We start from the raw sequence: 16,560 nt of genomic DNA, 5'->3' as shown, positions 1-16,560 counted from the left end.
GCCATACCCGAATTGGGTATTGACATACGCGGGAACTCCCGAGAAGAGACGCAGTTATCTACAAGCTTTTGCACAAGCCACTCATGAATCCGTTGTGTGCTTTACMTCAACGGTATGCCTGCCACAGTGGTTTAGTAGCGATCAATAAGATTGCATATAAAAAGGGTCACAGGCATTTGCTTGTGACCCTTTGATTTTATTGGTGTACGTGTCGTGGGAACGCTGAAATTCGCCGAGACAKCGGATCAAACATCAATATTCCGAGCCACCAAAGCATTACTCTCAATAAAATTCCGCCGCGGCTCAACCTCATCCCCCATAAGGGTGGTGAAGATCTGATCCGCAGCAATAGCATCCTCAATCTGCACCTTAAGCAGTCGCCTTTGAGTAACATCAAGCGTGGTTTCAAAAAGCTGCTCAGGATTCATCTCCCCCAGCCCCTTGTACCGCTGACGCGAAACCCCACGCTCAGCCTCAGACAACAGCCACTGCATGGCCCCGTGAAAATCATTCACGGTCTGGTCACGCATCTTCTCGCCTTCGCCACGGCGTACCTTGGTGCCCTCGGGAATCAGGCCCTGGAACGTCTTGGCGGCCAGCGACAGCGCAGCGTAGTCCGCGCCATGCACGAAGTCCGCGTCCAGGTGAGACAGGCGCACGTTGCCGTGATGGCGGCGGGCGATCATCAGGCGGTGCTTGTCCGTCTTCTCGTCGAACTGGGCGTAGACATCGGCGGTGCCGTCATCGTTCACGGCGGCGCCGAGCAGGGTCTTGGCGTGCATTTCGCTGAGCTTGGCCTTGAGCGCGGTGGCTGAGGCTTCGGCGGCGGCGGCGCTGTCCAGGTCCAGTTCCACGCCGTCGGCAATGGCGCGCAGGGCGTCGGTGTCTACGATGCGGGAGAGGCGGCCGATCACGCCTTCGGCCAGCTGGTACTGGCGSGCGAGTTCGGTGAGGGCGTCACCGGAGACTTCGGTGCCGTCCGGGTTGACCAGCGCGGCTTTTTCCATGGCCAGGCGCAGCAGGTAGGCGTTGAGCTCGGTGTCGTCCTTGATGTAGCGCTCTTCCTTGCCGTGCTTGATCTTGTAGAGCGGCGGCTGGGCGATGTACACGTAGCCGCGCTCGATGATGTCGGGCATCTGGCGGTAGAAGAACGTGAGCAGCAGCGTGCGGATGTGGGAGCCGTCCACGTCCGCGTCGGTCATGATGATGATGCGGTGGTAGCGCAGCTTTTCGAGGTTGTAGTCTTCCTTGCCGATGCCGGTGCCCAGCGCCGTGATGAGCGTGAGCACTTCCTGGCTGGAGAGCATCTTGTCGAAGCGGGCGCGTTCCACGTTGAGGATCTTGCCCTTGAGGGGCAGGATTGCCTGGAACTTGCGGTCGCGGCCTTGCTTGGCSGAGCCGCCTGCGGAGTCACCCTCCACCAGGAAGAGTTCGGACTGGGCGGGGTCTTTTTCCTGGCAGTCGGCGAGCTTGCCGGGCAGGCCCATGCCGTCGAGCACGCCTTTACGGCGGGTCATTTCGCGGGCCTTGCGGGCGGCTTCGCGGGCGCGGGCGGCGTCGACGATCTTGCCGCAGATKATCTTKGCGTCGCCGGGGGTCTCGAGCAGGAAGTCGGAGAGKGCCTTGGCGACKAGTTCTTCCACGGGCAGGCGCACCTCGGACGAGACGAGCTTGTCCTTGGTCTGGGAGCTGAACTTGGGCTCGGGCACCTTGACGGAGAGCACGCAGGCCAGGCCTTCGCGCATGTCGTCGCCGGTGGTTTCTACCTTGGCCTTTTTGGCGATCTCGTTTTCTTCGATGTACTTGTTGATGACGCGGGTCATCGCGGCGCGCAGGCCGGTGAGGTGGGTGCCGCCATCCCGCTGGGGGATGTTGTTGGTGAAGCAGAGCACCTGCTCGTTGTAGCCGTCGTTCCACTGCATGGAKACTTCCACGGCGATCCCGTCTTTCTCGGTGTTGGCGTAGAAGATGGTCGGGTGCAGGACGGTCTTGGCGCGGTTGATGTATTCGACGAAGCCTTTCACGCCGCCGGAGAAGGCGAAGTCTTCTTCCTTGCCGGTGCGCTGGTCGGTCAGGCGGATGTGCACGCCGTTGTTCAKGAACGAGAGCTCGCGGATGCGCTTGGAGAGGATCTCGTAGTGGAACTCGACGTGGGTGAAGATTGCCTCGTCGGCGAGGAAGTGGACTTCGGTGCCGCGCTTGTCGGTGGGGCCGATGACCTTCATCGGCGAGACTTCCACGGGCTGGCCGTCGGGGCCGTTGACGGTTTCCACCACGCKGTTCTGCACCGCGCCTTGCGCGAATTMGAGCAGGTGGGCCTGGCCGTCGCGGCGCACGGTGAGGCGCAGCCACTTGGACAGGGCGTTCACGCAGGACACGCCCACGCCGTGCAGGCCGCCGGAGACCTTGTAGCTGTTCTGGTTGAACTTGCCGCCGGCGTGCAGCTCGGTCATGGCGATTTCGGCCGCGCTGCGCTTGGGTTCGTGCTTGTCGTCGAACTTCACCAGGGGCGGGATGCCGCGGCCGTTGTCGGTGATGGAGATCGAGTTGTCGCTGTGGATGGTGACCTGGATCTCGGTGCACCAGCCGGCCAGCGCTTCGTCGATGGAGTTGTCCAGCACTTCKAATACGAGGTGGTGCAGGCCGGTGCCGTCGGACGTGTCGCCGATGTACATGCCCGGCCGCTTGCGCACCGCCTCCAGGCCTTCCAGGATCTGGATCGAGCCGGCGCCGTAGCTGTTTTMCTGTTGCGGTTGCGGTTGTTGCTGTTCGGTCATGTTCTCTTACTCACGGCGAATGCGGCGTTTCGCGCGGCGCCCGGTCGGGCGCGCTGCGATGGGCCGCATGGCGGGTTACATAAAAACGRCAAAAGGGGCGGATTGCCAKAATCCGGCCCCTGCGTGCTGCGGTGCGTCTTTCGCCTGCCAGGCGAGAGCCGTAGCCTGCCGTTCGATGTTCCGGTGTTACGTATGTTGTTTTCCTTTTACCTTCTACCGGATCATCAGATACGCATCGGCATGACGACATACTTGAAGTTGTCGTCTTCCGGCACGGTAATCAGCGCACTCGAATTGGAGTCGCCGAGGCTGACCTGCACTTGCTCGCTCTTGAGGTTGGCAAGGACGTCGAGCAGGTAGGTCACGTTAAAGCCGATGTCGAGGGCGTCGCCCGAGTAATCGAGCTCGAGCTCTTCCTGCGCCTCTTCCTGGTCGGCGTTGGTGGAGCTGATCTTGAGCACGTGCGTGTCGAGGATGCAGCGCACGCCCTTGAACTTGTCGGTGGTCAGGATGGCGGTGCGTTGCAGCGCCTGCTGCAGCTTCACGCGGTCGATGGCGAAGGCGTTCTTGTAGCCCTTCGGGATCACGCGCTGGAAGTCCGGGAACTTGCCTTCGACCAGCTTGGAGATCAGCTCGATATTGGCGAAGGTGAACTTGACCTGGTTGGCGGCCAGCTGCACMTGCACGGGATCGTCGTTGTCTTCGAGCAGGCGTTGCAGCTCGAGGATGGTCTTGCGCGGGATGATGACTTCCTGGCGCGCGCCTTCGCCGGTGGCGGCGGTGTCCAGCTCCACGCCGCAGTAGGCCAGGCGGTGGCCGTCGGTGGCGACTGCCATGACCTTCTTGCCGTCCACCACCAGCAGCATGCCGTTGAGGTAGTAGCGGATGTCCTGCTGGGCCATGGCGAAGTGGACCATGGCGAGCAGGTGCTTGAAGGTCTTCTGCGGCAGGCTGACCGAGGCGCCGAACTCACTGGCTTCGGCAACCGTGGGGAATTCCTCGGCGGCCAGGGTCTGCAGCGCGAAGCGGCTCTTGCCGGACTGCACGGTCATGCGCTTGTCGTTGAGCGACAGGGCGACTTCGCCGTCGGGCATGGCGCGCAGGATGTCGAGCAGCTTGCGGGCGGCCACGGTGGTGGCCACGCTGTCGCTGCCCACGCCGCATTCGGCGTGCGTGGTGATCTGGATCTCGATGTCGGTCGAGAGGAACGATACGTTGGACCCCGACTTGCGAATCAACAGGTTGGCCAGGATCGGGAGGGTGTGGCGGCGCTCCACGATGMCGCTCACGATTTGCAGCGGACGCAGCAGATTGTCTCGCGAGGTTTTGACCAATTGCATTGAATTTATCCTTCGTCGTTTGTAGTAAGCGACCGCGGGTTGCGCCTCAACTTCCGTTGATTCMAAAACCACTTAGGAATCAAGGAGTTAATTTGACATTGTACCAAGGATAAGCCGCTGCGGTGAAGCGGGAGAAGCGCGACAGGAGGGGAAAATTGCGCAGCATCAAGCACAATTTCCAGGCTTCCACGACCTTGTTCCGGCCGCGCCCTCCGCCCGCTCGTCCCGACTCACCGCAAAGCCTTAGCCCAGGCCGCTTTCGCGTCAATGACAGGCAATGTTCCCGGCGATGCTTGCCGATTGATTCATGCGCCKGACCCAGCCCGGCGCGTACCCTACAGTATGCCAGCCCCGCGTGACGGGGCCTGCAAATCCACGTTTGCGGCACAAAGTGTCGTAAGCGTGGAGAAAATTCTACAAAGAACGCCTGGCTTGCTCCCGCTTTCGCTTGCGGGAAAGCGAGCAAGCCATCTGTCATTGGGCGCGCATCACAGCGTGCCGCGGGTCACCCCTTGAGCGTTTGTTCCAGCACGTGCAGTTCGTGGTTGAGCTGCGCGTCCTTGCTGCGCTCGTCGGCGATCTTGCGCACCGCGTGCAGCACGGTGGTGTGATCGCGCCCGCCGAACAGCTCACCAATTTCCGGCAGGCTCTTCTGCGTGAGTTCCTTGGCCAGGTACATGGCAATCTGGCGGGGCCGCGCGATATTGGCGGGCCGCTTCTTGCTGTACATGTCCGCGACCTTGATGTTGTAGAAGTCGGCACAGGTCTTCTGGATGTTCTCCACGGAGATCTGGCGGTTCTGCACGGTCAGCAGGTCCTTCAGCGCTTCGCGGGTGACATCGATGGTGATGTMCTTGCCGTGGAAGTTCGAGAAGGCCAGGATCTTGCGCAGCGCGCCTTCGAGCTCGCGCACGTTGGAGCGCAGGTGCTTGGCGACGAAGAAGGCCACTTCCTCGGGCACGCTCACGTTTTCCGCCGCGGCTTTCTTCATCAGGATCGCCACGCGCATTTCCAGCTCGGGCGGCTCGATGGCAACCGTGAGGCCGGAGTCGAAGCGCGAGATCAGGCGATCGTCGATGCCGCTGATTTCCTTCGGGTAGGTATCGCTGGTGATGATCACCTGCGCCCGGTTGGCGATCAGTGCTTCGAAGGCGTAGAAGAACTCTTCCTGCGTGCGGTTCTTGCCCGAGAAGAATTGAATATCGTCGATCAGCAGCAGGTCCAGCGAGTGGTAGTAGCGCTTGAACTCGTCGAAGGCCTTGCGCTGGTACGCCTTGACCACGTCGGAGACGTACTGCTCGGCGTGGATGTAGCGGATACGCGCGCGCGGGTTCTCCAGCAACATGAAGTTGCCGATGGCGTGGATCAAGTGGGTCTTGCCCAGGCCCACGCCGCCGTACAGGTAGAGCGGGTTGTAGGACTTGCCCGGATTGTTGGCCACCTGGATGGCGGCGGCGCGCGCGAGCTGGTTGGCCTTGCCGGTGACGAAGTTGTCGAACGTCAGGATGGGGTTCAGGCGCGAGCGCTCGTGCACCGTGTCGTTCTGCTGGTGGCCGCCCTGCGCGTTGGCAGGATGGCCGCCMGGATGCCCGCCTTGATGGCTGCCCTGGTGCCCGACCTGGTGGCCCTGGCCGCCCTGCATGGGCTGCTGGGGCTGCTGCACGCGGTAGGAGCGGGCACTGGCTTCGGCCGGGTCGAGCTGCGGCACGTCGATATCGACCAGTTCACCGCCCATGCCACCCATGCCGCCCATGCCGCCCATGCCGCCCATATTGGCGCCCTGGCCGGGATGGGCCTGCTGGCCGCCGGGGTAGTTGCCGGGGTAGGGCGCCTGCGCGCCGCGCTGGCCGCCCTGGCCAGCGTTGCCCTGGTTGCCATAGCCGGGCGCGCCCTGGCCCGGCTGCATGCCGGGCTGGCCGAAATTCTGCGACAGCGGCTGGCCGGTCGGGTAGCCGGGGCCAGGCTGCTGCGGCTGCATGCCGGGCTGGCCGGCCTGGCCGCCTTGCGGGTAGCCGGCAGCGGCCCGGCCCGAGGCGGCGGGGTCCAGGACGAAGTGAACGCTGACGTTGGCTTCCCAGTACTCGCAGGCGAGCGCGGTGATGCGGCCGGAGAACTGGCTCTTCACCCAGTCGAGCTTGAAGCGGTTGGGCGCAGCGATGCGCAGCGCGTGCGCTTCCTCGTCGAAGGCGACTGGCGCCAGCGGCTTGATCCAGGTCTTGAACTGTTGCGGCGTCAGCTCGCGCTCGAGTTGCGCTGCTGCCGCCTGCCAGAAATCTTGCATTGTTTTGTTGTTCGGTTTTCGCCACGGGTGCGCGGACAGTCCGGCCCAATGGACTGCAGGCAGGGGTCGGTGGTGCATCCCTGCCGGCAATCCGTCATTCTCAAGCCAGGTAAAGCGACCGCAGTCGAGATCAGTCGCGGTCCGCAATTGACCCCGCCGCCCGGGCTCCCCATGGTGATCGACGCGATAAGCGGGAGCCGCTGACGGACAGGTTGGCGAAATGAGACGAAGCCGCCGCTGCCCGCTGCGCGTCCGTTATCCGGCATGCCAGGGGTGAGTCCCGGGTTGCGCTTGCGCCACGCAGCCCGTGTGGTGTTTGGACCCGGATTGTACCCCCCGCCCCGAGTTATCCACAAAGGATAAGTCTGTGGATAAGTTGTGAAGAAGCAGTGAATTGTTGTGCACAACCCCTTGTTTGGCGCGGGTTTCCGGGTAGGTAAAACGCCCGAAAAGCCAATCCAAACAGAGACTTCGCTCTCCCTCTGACCATCCCGGAGGCACCCCCGGAACAAAAAAACTTACCCACCGGCGATTGTGGACAATGAAATACAACAGCCTKTTGCGCATTTTTCAGGCAAGGGTGCCGCGCACGTCTCTCGGCCATCTGCAGCCTTGACACATCGCGCGAAAATCAGTTAAATGGCGGGTTCTGCGATGCGGCAGGGGATCACGTATGCGCATCGCCGGGTCTGACCTGTTCCGTGCAAGACCGGTTTCGTTTCACGCGGCTTTGGCTGGCTGAAACGGTCCTGGAAATGGCTGGATTGGCCGGAACAGGCAGCGGGCCAAGCAGGCCGACGGGGTCGGGACGGATGGGTGAATCATGATCCGGTCCGGCTGGATTCMCTMCCGAACCTGCGTCGCGCACGCCGACATTGTCGGTACGCGAGATACACGGCCGGCGGCAAGACAATCACCGCAGTCGGCAAGACCGCATCCGCGGCAGCCCAAGCGAACCATACGCGGCGGCCACGGGGCCCCGGCTCACGCCGGAGGCCGGGCGAGCCAAGATCAACCAGAGAGTGCAACATGAAACGTACATACCAACCTTCCGTTACCCGCCGCAAGCGTACCCATGGTTTCCGCGTGCGCATGAAGACCCGTGGCGGCCGTTCCGTCATCAACGCTCGTCGCGCCAAGGGCCGCAAGCGCCTGGCAGTCTAAGGGCCTGGCGACCGGCCATGATGGCGCCGCGTGCGCTGTCGTGGCCAAACGCCTCGCCTTTCGGATGGCCGGGAGCCCGCAGCCAGGTGCAGCTTTACCGCTAGCTTTGCCCAGCGTGACTACCTATGCCTACCCCAAAGCCGCGAGGCTCACAAAGACGGATGAGTTTTCATCCGTTTTTGCTTTGCGCCCGCGCCGCCGCAGCCAGCACTTCGTGCTGTATGTGGGCGAGAACAACCTGCCGCAGGCCCGCCTTGGCGTGGTCGTGGGCAAGAAGTTCGCGGCGCGCGCCGCCGAACGCAACCTGGTGAAGCGCRTGGTGCGGGAACTGTTCCGCCAGCGGCAGGACCAACTCGCGGGCCGCGATGTATTGCTGCGCCTGCAGGCCAAGTTTCCGCGTGCGGAATTTGCCAGCCGCAGCGCGGTGCGCCGGGTGTGCCTGGCGGAGCTGACCAGCCTGTTCGAAGTCGCGGTGCGTCCGCTTGCACCGCGTCCAGCCGCGCCTTCCGGCGTATCGCCGCCGAAGTCCGCGCCCTCCGGCACGCCAGCCTGACCCGCCCGCCGCCATGAAGCGAATCCTGCTAGCCCTGCTGCGCATCTACAAGATCGCCCTGAGCCCGTTTTTCGGCTCGCAGTGCCGCTTCCTGCCTACCTGTTCCGACTACGCCCGCGAAGCGATCGTGCGCCACGGCGCAGGCCGCGGCAGCTGGCTGGCCGCCTGCCGGCTATGCCGTTGCCATCCGTTCACGGATGGCGGGTATGATCCGGTGCCGCCGGTATCGGCGACATCAACACAGCAAGACCGGGCACCCGCCGCGTCTGGCCAGCCGCCAGTCACGATCCGGCTACCCCGCCCCTGATTTCCCCCGACCACAGCGAGACATGGATATCAAACGCACCATACTCTGGGTCATCTTCTCGATGGCCCTCGTGCTGCTCTACKACAACTGGCAGCGCGCCAACGGTCATCAGTCGATGTTCTTCCCGAGCGCGACCCAGCAGGCCGCGCCGGCAGGCGCCGGCGGCGCTTCGGCCGCGCAGGGCGACGTGCCCAAGGCCAATGCAGGCGCCGGCGCCACCGCTGGCGCCCCGGCTGCCGCACCCGCTGCCGCCGTGCAGCCGGCTGGCGAGAAGATCGTGGTGAGCACCGACGTGATGCGTGCCGAGATCGACACCGCCKGCGGCATCCTCTCGCGACTGGAGCTGCTGAACCAGCACGAGAAGGACKGCAAGCCCGTGGTGCTGTTCGAGCGCGACGCGACCCGCACCTATATGGCCCGCTCGGGCCTGATCGGCGGCGACATGCCCAACCACACCACGGTGTTTGCCGCCTCGGMCGGTCCGCGCGACCTGGCTGGCACGGACAAGGTGGAAGTGACCCTGACGGCTGAGAAGGATGGCGTCAAGCTGGCCAAGACGTACATCTTCCACAAGGGCAGMTATGTGGTGGACACGCGCTTCGCGGTGACCAACGACAKCGGCAAGCCGGTCTCGCCGACGCTGTACCTGGAACTGACGCGTGACGGCAGCAAGGTCGAGCAGTCGCAGTTCTACAGCACCTTCACCGGCCCGGCCATCTACACCGACGCCGACAAGTACCACAAGATCACCTTCGACGACATCGGCAAGGGCAAGGCCAGCGTACCGGCCGCCACCACCAGCGGCTGGGTGGCGATGGTGCAGCATTACTTTGCCTCGGCCTGGATCCCGCAGTCGGGCAAGGAGCACAGCTTCTACGTCGAGAAGATCKACAACAACCTGTTCCGCGTGGGCGTGCAGCAGCCGCTGGGCCAGGTCGCCCCGGGTGCCACCGTGACCACCGATGCGCGCCTGTTCGCCGGCCCGCAGGAAGAGCGCATGCTCGAGAAGATCACCCCGGGGCTGGAGCTGGTGAAGGACTATGGCTGGCTGACCATCCTGGCCAAGCCGATCTTCTGGCTGCTGGAGAAGATCCACGGCTTCCTGGGCAACTGGGGCTGGTCGATCATTGCGCTGACCGTGCTGATCAAGCTGGTGTTCTTCCCGCTGTCGGCGGCAAGCTACAAGTCCATGGGCAAGATGAAGGACCTGCAGCCCCGCATGACCGCGATGCGCGAGCGCCACAAGGGCGATCCGCAGAAGATGAACCAGGAGATGATGGCGCTGTACCGCACCGAGAAGGTCAACCCGCTGGGCGGCTGCCTGCCCATCGTGATCCAGATCCCGGTGTTCATCGCGCTGTACTGGGTGCTGCTGTCGTCGGTGGAAATGCGCGGCGCGCCGTGGACGGGCTGGATCCATGACCTGTCGGTGCCGGATCCGTTCTACATCCTGCCGGTGCTGATGGCCGTGTCGATGTTCGTGCAGACCAAGCTGAACCCGACCCCGCCGGACCCCGTGCAGGCCAAGGTCATGATGATCATGCCGCTGGTGTTCTCGTTCATGTTCTTCTTCTTCCCGGCCGGCCTGGTGATGTACTGGGTGACCAACAACGTCCTGTCGATCGCCCAGCAATGGCAGATCAACCGGATGCTCGGCAAGAGCAAGGCCACGGCGGCAGCCAAGGCCTGAACCTGAGATGTGACTCCGGCCGGCGGGTGCAAACCCGCCGGCGGCAAAAAAAAGCCCGGCGCATGCGCCGGGCTTTTTGTTTGGCTTGCTTCGCCGTTTAGCGTTTAGAGCTTGCCGACATCCGCCCTCTCCGCACAAGCGGGAGAGAGGGGAAGAAATCCGTCAGGCCATCTACACCTGACGACGACTCCGCCTACTGTGCCTCGTGGCACACGGCCTCGATGTTGTGCCCGTMCGGATCGAGCACGAAGGCGCCGTAGTAGTTCGGGTGGTAGTGCGGMCGCAGGCCCGGTGCGCCGTTGTCGCGCCCGCCCGCGGCCAGCGCGGCCTGGTAGTAGGCGTCCACCTGCGCGCGCGTCTGCACGCGGAAGGCCAGGTGCAGCGGCGGCTGGTTGGGCGTGCCGCCGTGGATCCAGAACTCCGGCTTCTCCGGCGGCCCGAAACCCGCAACGTCGGCATGGCCGGTCACGCTGGCCGGCAGCTCCATCACCTTGACCATGCCGATGGGCGCGAGCGCTGCGGTGTAGTAAGCGCGGCTCCTGGCGAAATCGCTGACCCCGACTCCGGTGTGATCGATCATCTTCTGGCTTCTCCTTGGGAAAACATCGCTCAGGCCAGGTCGAGCACGCTCATCGTCGCGTTGAAGCGGCTCACCAGCACTGCCTCGCCGTGCACGCTGGCGAACACATCGGCTTCCACCACGATGATGGTGCGGCCGGACTTGAGCACGTCGGCGCGGCAGGTGAGGCGTTCGCTGCGGGCGGCCCTGAGCAGGTTGATCTTGAACTCGGCGGTGACCACGTGGCGCCCGGTATCGAGCATGGTGGTGGCGGCCGCGCCGGCGGTATGGTCGGCAATGGTGGCCTGCACGCCGGCATGCACAATGCCGCCGTGCTGCAGGTGGCGCGGCGTGACCAGCAGCTCGCTCTCGCACCAGCCGGGCCCGCAATCGACCAGGCGGATGCCCACGTCCGTGACAAAGGCCGCGTCACGGAAGCCGGCCTCGATGGTGTCCCGCAGCAAACGCCGTTCTTGTTCGGTGGACATGCTTGTCTCCTCGCGCGGGAGCGCTCGGGTACGGCTTGTGGAAGAGGTGGCGCCAGCGAAGATATCTACGCTCGTCGCCATGCGTGCTCATTGCAGCGCGAAGCGGCCGCCCTGTCAATGGAGTGCGCCGGCGGTCACCGGGCGCAGTTTGTGCGGCGCAACCGGCACAATCGCCTACACTGGGTCATACCGTCCCCGCTCGCGGGATCTCACCCACAGAGATGCAAAGCGGACACATCATGCGCGCCGCCAACGCTCCCGGCTCTATCMATCCCGGCATGCGCGCCGTGGATGCCTTTGTCTCGCTGGCCGATGCAGGGCTGGTGGCCATTGCCGACCAGCTCGCCGCGCTGACCCGGCGCGACCATCCCGATGACGTGCATGCGCTGCGCGTGGCGACGCGGCACCTGCGCGCGGTCTGCTGGGTGTTCGGGCCGGCCTTGCCCAAGGCCATCCGCGCCCGCTGGCAGGCGGGCCTGCGCCAGCTGGCACGGGCCGCCACCGATGTGCGCGACTGGGACGTGTTTATCAGCGAGACCCTGCAACCGGCGCTACAAGCGCAACCGGACGATCCKGTGCTGGCCGCGCTGTGCGACACCGCCTCGATGCGCCGGCACTATGCGCGCGCGACCATGGTGGCGCAGCTGGCCGAATACCAGCACTGGCCGCTGCCCGTGCTGCATCGCGATCTCACCCACCTGACGCGAGGCGGCACGCGCGGCGGGGGCGCCAGGGCGGGGGCGCGCCTGGACGCGTTCGCGCGCCGCCGCGTACGCCGMGMGCGCATGCKGGTGAAGGTGCTGGCGCGCGCCGCGCGGAGCGAGGATCTCGAGCGCGTGCACCGCTATCGCATCGGCAGCAAGCGGCTGCGCTATGCCATCGAGGCGCTGGCGCCGGTGCTGTCCGGGCGCTATGCCACGCGACTGCGCCACAAGCTGGTCAAGCGGCAGAGCCGGCTCGGCAAGCTGCTCGACGGCGCCGTGGCGCGCCKCCTKATGACCGAGTGCCTGAACATGCCGGGACCGGGCGCGCCGGATGCGCCCCCGCCGCCACCCGCGCCGGACCGATCTGCGACAATATCGCCATGACTGCCTCCCAGCCTCGCTCCAGCGCCGCCGGCGCCACCCCCATCGCCGCCATCGCTACMGCGCCCGGGCKCGGCGGCATCGGCGTGGTGCGCGTGTCCGGCCCCGATGTCAGCGCCATCGCGCATGCCGTGTGCGGCCAGGCGCTCAAGCCCCGCCACGCCACCTACCTGCCGTTTCTCGATGCGCACGGCAAGGCCATCGACCACGGCCTCGCGCTGTACTTCCCCGCGCCGCATTCGTACACCGGCGAGGAAGTGCTGGAACTGCAGGGCCACGGCGGCCCGGTGGTGATGCAGATGCTGCTGGCGCGCTGCCTGCACGCGGGCCGCGAGATCGGCCTGCGCCTGGCCGAGCCCGGCGAGTTCACGCGCCGCGCATTTCTCAACGACAAGCTCGACCTGGCCCAGGCCGAAGCCGTGGCCGACCTGATCGAAGCCAGCACCGAAGCGGCCGCGCGCTCGGCGGCGCGCTCCATGGAAGGCGTGTTCTCGCAGGCCATCCATGCGCTGGTGGAGCAGGTGATCCACCTGCGCATGCTGGTCGAAGCCACGCTCGACTTCCCMGAGGAAGAGATCGATTTCCTCGAAGCCTCCAACGCGCGCGGCCAGCTCGCCGCCATCCGCGATGCGCTGTGCGGCGTGCTGGCGCAGGCCCGGCAAGGCTCGCTGCTGCGCGAGGGCCTGTCGGTGGTGCTGGCGGGGCAGCCCAATGTGGGCAAGTCGTCGCTGCTCAACGCGCTGGCCGGCGCGGAACTGGCCATCGTCACGCCGATCCCCGGCACCACGCGCGACCGCGTGCGCGAGACCATCCAGATCGAGGGCATTCCGCTGCATATCGTCGACACCGCCKGGCTGCGCGAAGACGCCAGCGACGAAGTCGAGCGCATCGGCATCGAGCGCACCTGGGAAGCCGTGCGCCGCGCCGACCTCGTGCTGCACCTGGTGGACGCCGCCGACTATGTCGAGCACGGCCTGTCCGAGATCGACGACGCCATCGACGACCGCCTCTCCGGCCACCTGCCGCCCGGCTCGCCGATCCTGCGCGTGGTCAACAAGATCGACCTCGCCCCCGCGGTGGGCGAGCAGCATTTCGGCGCCAACCGCCCGCACGTGGTGGCCGCCAACGGCCCCAACCCGGCCGAAGTGTGGATCTCCGCGCGCACCGGCGCCGGCATCGAGCTGCTGCGCCGCCAGCTGCTGCGCCTGGTGGGCTGGCAGTCCGGCAACGAAGGCACCTTCCTTGCGCGCGAACGGCATCTCACCGCGCTGCGCAACGCGCAGTCCCACCTCKACCTGGCCGCCGAACGCGCCGACCAGCAGGCGCAGGCGCTCGACCTGTTCGCCGAGGAACTGCGCCTGGCGCAGGACCACCTCAACAGCATCACCGGCGAGTTCACCAGCGACGATCTGCTGGGCACGATCTTCACGCGGTTCTGCATCGGCAAGTAGGCCGCGCGCGGGCGGCGCGGCCCCCGCATCCTCCTATACTGGAACAGCCTCCGCGCGCAGCGTTACGCGCCGGTGCTGGTGTACGCGCGGATTCACATCGGCCCGGACCCAGGCAAGGAGAACGTCATGATGAATGCGCAAGGACAACTCGTCGGCACGCTGAACCACCTGATCGAGGTCGGCAAGGACGGCGAAATGAGCTGCATGACCGGCGCCCGCGAAGTGCATAACCCCGAGATACGCGCCATCCTGACCGGCACCGCGGAAACCTGCCGCGCCTCGGTGATGGAACTGCAGGCGCTGGTGACTTCGATGGGTGCGGAGCCGCGCGACCGCGGCAGCATGGGTGGCACGCTGCACCGCGGCTGGATGGAAGTGATGCACGTGATCGCGCCGCACAACGACGATGCCGTGCTGCAACTGTGCGAACGCRACGAGGAAGCCGCCAGGCGTGAATATCAGTCGGCCCTGACCCAGGACATGCCGGCCGACGTGCGCGCGGTGGTACAGCGCCAGTACGAAGGCATGCAGTGGCACCACGACCGCATCCACGCGATGCGCGGCATGCAGGTGCACTGACCGGCGGCTGGACACGATTGCATGGCGGGCATCGGTGACGATKGCCGCCATGGTTCACCACACGAACGGCACCAGCCGGTACCGGACCCGGGCCGCGTAAGCCGCGTAGCCGTCCAGGCCGCGCAGCAGCTCGCGGTCTTCCATTGCCGTGCGAAAGACGATGCCGCCGGCGAGCAGCAGCGCGCCCGCCACGCCCCACCACGAACCCAGCAGCAGGGCATTGGCCGGCAGGAAAACCAGCACGGCCGCGTAGAGCGGATGGCGCACCACGGCATAGGGACCGCTCKAGACCACGCGATGCCCGCGCTCGTGCTGGATCCGCACTACCGGCGCGAGGAAGGTGTTCTCGCGGAACACGCGGTCGATGGCGACCAGCGAGAGCGCCAGCAGCACGGCGCCCAGGCCATGCAGCCACAACGGCATGGCCGACCAGCGAAAGCGCGCCGCGTCCAGCCCCATCAGCACCAGCCAGCCGCACCACGCCACGATCAGCACCAGCATGAAGATGCGGTCCCACAGCGGCTGCCCGCGCTGCAGCGGCGGCTTCATGCGCTCGGCCAGCAGCGCCGGGTCATGGCGGGCCAGCCGCCATGTCACCCAGATGCCCCCGCCGAAGAACAGCGCCAGGTACGCCCACGCGGCAGGCCACGCCAGCGTGCCCGCCGCGCCGAACAGCAGCGCGGCKAACACCAGCGCCTCGGCCACGAATGCAAATCCGACCTTGAATCCCATGGTGGATGCTCCCGGGCCGCGCGGCAGATCGCGCCGCCCGTATCCGCCACGTTAGCACCGAACGCGCGGTGATGTTGCCGGCCGCCGCGGGCAATCGCCGCCGTTCAGGCGGGCTGGAGGAACACGCGAACACCATTGCGGCACGCCTGGCCGTAAGTCCTCGCACATCATCGCACTTCGTCGCACGTCGTCGCACATATCCGCGCAGTCACATGGACGCGGCCGGCACCCTTGGTATGCCGGCGCACAGAAGCGCATCGGAGCGGCGCGCTAGATTCAGGACGCAGGCGGGCACGGAGCGGCGATGAACAAAGACGGTAACCACGTTTGCACCCTCGACGGCGTGCGCGGCCTGGCGGTGCTGCTTGTCATGCTGTATCACTTCGCGCATGTCGGTGTGGTGTCCGACCTCGCGGTGGACCGGATCTTCTACCGCTTGTCGATGACGGGCTGGATCGGCGTGGACATCTTCTTCGCGCTGTCKGGTTTCCTGATCACCGGCATCCTGCTGCGCAGCAAGGGCTCGCCCGGCTACCTGCGCTMTTTCTACGGGCGCCGGGTACTGCGCATCTTTCCGCTGTACTACGCCTACCTGGCACTGCTGTTCCTGGTGCTGTTCCCGCTGATCTCGCACCGCATGGGCGACGCCGAGCAGGCCAAGCTCGAAGCGGTGCGGGCGAGCTGGCCGTGGTTCGTGCTGTACCTGTCCAATCTCAAGCAGGCGCTGGCGGGCACCTTCTTCGGCGCGGGGGCGGGGCATCTGTGGTCGCTTGCCATCGAGGAGCAGTTCTACGCGGCGTGGCCGCTGGTGGTGCTGTTGCTGCCACTGGCCGCCATGCGCCGGCTCTGCCTCGTGCTGCTGGCGGTCGCGCTCGCGTTGCGCATCAGCATGGCGGCGCAGGGCGTCAGCGCGGACACCATCTGGGTATTCACGCCGGCCCGGCTCGATGGCCTGGTGGCCGGCGCCTTGCTGGCCATGGCGGTGCGGCGCGGGCTGGTGTTCAAGCCCTGGCTGGTGAAGGCGGCGCCGCTCGCGCTGGTGGCGCTGGTATGCGCGCTGGCGGCAACGGGTGCGCGCGTGGAGTCAAGCCCGTGGATCTACACCGTGGGCCTTTCCGTGGTGGCGCTGGTGGCGGCGGGCCTGGTCTACACGGCCTGCGGCGCGCGCGGGCATCCGGTGTTCAGCCAGCGCTGGCTGGTGTTCCTGGGCAAGTACAGCTACGCGCTCTATGTGTTCCACCCCATCGTGCGCGTGGTGGCGGCCAAAGCCTTCGGCGAGCCGCGCCTGCTGTTCGGCAGCCAGATCCCGTGGCAGCTGGCGTTCTCCGCGGTGTGCGTGGCCGCCTCGGTCGCGGCGGCGCTGCTGAGCTGGMACTTGCTCGAAAAGCACTTCCTCAGGCGCAAGGATGTGCTGTTCCCGGTGCGCATGCCCGCGCCCGCGCCGCCCCCGCCGGCGGAGGTAGTGGCGCGCGATGCATACGGCGGCGCCGAGCCTGCCGCGGGCCGTCCCACGCTCTAGGCCACGCGGACGCCCCCGCCATATCGGCCCCGGCG

The 16,560-nt window shown here is 65.9% G+C and carries 14 protein-coding genes; 8 read left to right on the top strand and 6 right to left on the bottom strand.

The genetic code is table 11. The features are described from left to right. Nucleotides 1–245: 245 nt before the first annotated feature. The 3 genes from gyrB to dnaA form a co-directional block, all read right to left on the bottom strand. Nucleotides 246–2,777, bottom strand: a complete 2,532-nt coding sequence (gene gyrB, locus AC1DKV_RS23880) for a DNA topoisomerase (ATP-hydrolyzing) subunit B (protein ID WP_477138121.1) — start codon at nt 2,775–2,777, stop codon at nt 246–248. A 224-nt stretch (nt 2,778–3,001) separates the two neighbouring features. Next, the gene (gene dnaN / locus AC1DKV_RS23875; RefSeq protein ID WP_477138120.1) at nt 3,002–4,117 is read right to left on the bottom strand and encodes a DNA polymerase III subunit beta; all 1,116 of its coding nucleotides are present in this window, start codon (nt 4,115–4,117) and stop codon (nt 3,002–3,004) included. A gap of 505 nt (nt 4,118–4,622) precedes the next feature. Continuing rightward, on the bottom strand, nt 4,623–6,398 hold the full coding sequence (gene dnaA, locus AC1DKV_RS23870; RefSeq protein WP_477138119.1) for a chromosomal replication initiator protein DnaA: 1,776 nt from the start codon (nt 6,396–6,398) through the stop codon (nt 4,623–4,625). A gap of 1,029 nt (nt 6,399–7,427) precedes the next feature. Between dnaA and rpmH the strand changes: the two genes are divergently transcribed. The 4 genes from rpmH (at nt 7,428) to yidC (ending at nt 10,112) form a co-directional block, all read left to right on the top strand. Then, the gene (gene rpmH / locus AC1DKV_RS23865; RefSeq protein ID WP_017229861.1) at nt 7,428–7,562 is read left to right on the top strand and encodes a 50S ribosomal protein L34; all 135 of its coding nucleotides are present in this window, start codon (nt 7,428–7,430) and stop codon (nt 7,560–7,562) included. Nucleotides 7,563–7,677: 115 nt separating this feature from the next. Then, nucleotides 7,678–8,115: a ribonuclease P protein component gene (gene rnpA, locus AC1DKV_RS23860; RefSeq protein WP_477138136.1), complete on the top strand. Its 438-nt coding sequence runs from the start codon at nt 7,678–7,680 to the stop codon at nt 8,113–8,115. Nucleotides 8,116–8,128: 13 nt separating this feature from the next. After that, a complete protein-coding gene (gene yidD, locus AC1DKV_RS23855; protein WP_441612781.1) occupies nt 8,129–8,422 on the top strand; it encodes a membrane protein insertion efficiency factor YidD in 294 nt (97 codons plus the stop codon). A gap of 22 nt (nt 8,423–8,444) precedes the next feature. Continuing rightward, nucleotides 8,445–10,112 (top strand): membrane protein insertase YidC, encoded by a 1,668-nt coding sequence (gene yidC, locus AC1DKV_RS23850; protein ID WP_477138118.1) that lies wholly within the window; start codon nt 8,445–8,447, stop codon nt 10,110–10,112. Between the two features lie 193 nt (nt 10,113–10,305). On the opposite strand, the gene AC1DKV_RS23845 is transcribed toward yidC, so the two are convergent. Together AC1DKV_RS23845 and AC1DKV_RS23840 are read right to left on the bottom strand one after the other, a co-directional pair. Then, nucleotides 10,306–10,692, bottom strand: coding sequence for a VOC family protein (locus tag AC1DKV_RS23845; protein WP_477138117.1), 387 nt, complete (start codon nt 10,690–10,692; stop codon nt 10,306–10,308). A 29-nt stretch (nt 10,693–10,721) separates the two neighbouring features. Next, nucleotides 10,722–11,159: a PaaI family thioesterase gene (locus AC1DKV_RS23840; protein ID WP_441612784.1), complete on the bottom strand. Its 438-nt coding sequence runs from the start codon at nt 11,157–11,159 to the stop codon at nt 10,722–10,724. 239 nt (nt 11,160–11,398) lie between these two features. Here AC1DKV_RS23840 and AC1DKV_RS23835 point away from each other — a divergent pair, with 239 nt between their 5' ends. From AC1DKV_RS23835 to AC1DKV_RS23825, 3 genes are all read left to right on the top strand, one after another. Further along, on the top strand, nt 11,399–12,247 hold the full coding sequence (locus AC1DKV_RS23835; RefSeq protein ID WP_477138116.1) for a CHAD domain-containing protein: 849 nt from the start codon (nt 11,399–11,401) through the stop codon (nt 12,245–12,247). After that, nucleotides 12,244–13,695, top strand: coding sequence for a tRNA uridine-5-carboxymethylaminomethyl(34) synthesis GTPase MnmE (gene mnmE / locus AC1DKV_RS23830; protein ID WP_477138115.1), 1,452 nt, complete (start codon nt 12,244–12,246; stop codon nt 13,693–13,695). Before AC1DKV_RS23835 ends, mnmE begins: the two co-directional genes overlap by 4 nt. Nucleotides 13,696–13,821: 126 nt before the next feature. Then, on the top strand, nt 13,822–14,274 hold the full coding sequence (locus tag AC1DKV_RS23825; protein ID WP_477138114.1) for a PA2169 family four-helix-bundle protein: 453 nt from the start codon (nt 13,822–13,824) through the stop codon (nt 14,272–14,274). A 54-nt stretch (nt 14,275–14,328) separates the two neighbouring features. Here AC1DKV_RS23825 and AC1DKV_RS23820 read toward each other — a convergent pair whose 3' ends face one another. Further along, entirely contained in the window at nt 14,329–15,006 is a 678-nt protein-coding gene (locus AC1DKV_RS23820; RefSeq protein ID WP_477138113.1) for a methyltransferase family protein, read from the bottom strand. Between the two features lie 304 nt (nt 15,007–15,310). Between AC1DKV_RS23820 and AC1DKV_RS23815 the strand changes: the two genes are divergently transcribed. After that, entirely contained in the window at nt 15,311–16,525 is a 1,215-nt protein-coding gene (locus AC1DKV_RS23815) for an acyltransferase family protein (RefSeq protein ID WP_477138112.1), read from the top strand. Nucleotides 16,526–16,560: the final 35 nt, after the last annotated feature.

The organism is Cupriavidus sp. 05T41 (assembly GCF_056396525.1).
The sequence above is the reverse complement of the archived record's forward strand: the minus strand, read 5'-3'. Positions and strand labels throughout refer to the sequence as shown.